The 1,382-nt window shown below is 68.7% G+C and carries 1 protein-coding gene; it reads left to right on the forward strand.

What is annotated here, in order from left to right; genetic code table 11:
- A partial coding sequence (locus AC6EI8_RS26525; protein ID WP_498383398.1) for a type II and III secretion system protein family protein occupies window positions 1-1,382 on the forward strand: 1,382 nt, incomplete at both ends.

Here is a 1,382-nt window from a genome sequence, read left to right on the forward strand (position 1 = left end):
CAGCAATGCCAATGCCAACGCCAATACCAACGCCAACGCCGGCATCGCCGCCGGCGCGCCGATGCAGATGACGATCAGCATGGCGCCCGCCCGCGCACCGGTGCCCGCCGCCGATACGCGCGGGCCCAACTGCAGCGGCGCGGTACGCGAGGAAAGCCATGTGGTGGTGCCGATCGGCAAGTCGACGCTGATCCCGCTGCCCGAGCCGGTGCGCAACCGGACCGTGGGCAATCCGGAGATCGTGCAGGCGACCATGGTGTCGCCGCAGACGATGTATGTGCTCGGCCGCAGCCTAGGCACCACCAACATGATCGTGCAGGGGCGCAGCGGCGCCTGCAGCGTGATCAATATCGCGGTCAATGTCGATGCCGGCGGGCTGCAGGGCTCGCTGGCGCAGCTGATGCCCACCGAGCGCGGCATCCGCGTCGCCACCGCCGCCGACAACCTGGTGCTGACCGGCAGCGTCTCCAGCGCGCAGGCAGCCCAGCAGGCGGTGGAGATCGCGCGCGCCTATGCCGCCGTCGCGCAGGGCGACAAGGAGGCGAAGAACGGCGGCGTGCTGAACATGCTCAGCGTCGATACGCCGCAGCAGGTGATGCTCGAGGTCAAGGTCGCCGAGGTGTCCAAGACCCTGCTGAACCAGCTCGGCTCGCAGCTGAACCTGCAGGGCGGCTTCGGTTCGTGGACCGGCGGCCTGCTGACCTCGCTGCTGACCGGCTCGCGCACCGCGATCTTCGGCAGCAAGGCCAACAACCTGCCGCTCGACATCGCGATCGACGCGCAGAAGAACGACTCGCTGGTCAAGATCCTGGCCGAGCCGAACCTGGTCACGCTGAGCGGCCAGGAGGCGAGCTTCCTCGCCGGCGGCAAGATCTATATCCCGGTGGCGCAGAGCAACGCGGTGGTCGGCGGCGTCCCTACCATCACGCTGCAGGAAGAGGAATTCGGCGTGGGGCTCAAGTTCACGCCGACCGTGCTGGCCAACGGCCGCATCAACCTGAAGGTCGCGCCGGAGGTGTCCGAGCTCTCGCCCACCGGCGCCACGGTGACCGGAGCGACGCTGACCGGCCAGACCATCCTGCCGGTGATCACCACGCGGCGCGCCTCCACCACCGTGCAGATGCGCGATGGCGAGAGCTTCGCCATCGGCGGGCTGCTGCAGAACAACGCGCGCGGCACGCTGAAGGCGCTGCCCGGCGCGGGCGAGGTGCCGGTGCTCGGCGCGCTGTTCCGCAGCACGTCATTCCAGCAGGACATGTCCGAACTGGTCTTCATCATCACGCCGCGGCTGGTGCAGCCGATGCAGCATGCGGGCGCGCCGCTGCCGACCGACAGCTTCTCGACGCCGAATCCGCTCGAGCTCTACCTGCTCGGCAATATGG

Source organism: Cupriavidus sp. R6-3, from assembly GCF_059772245.1.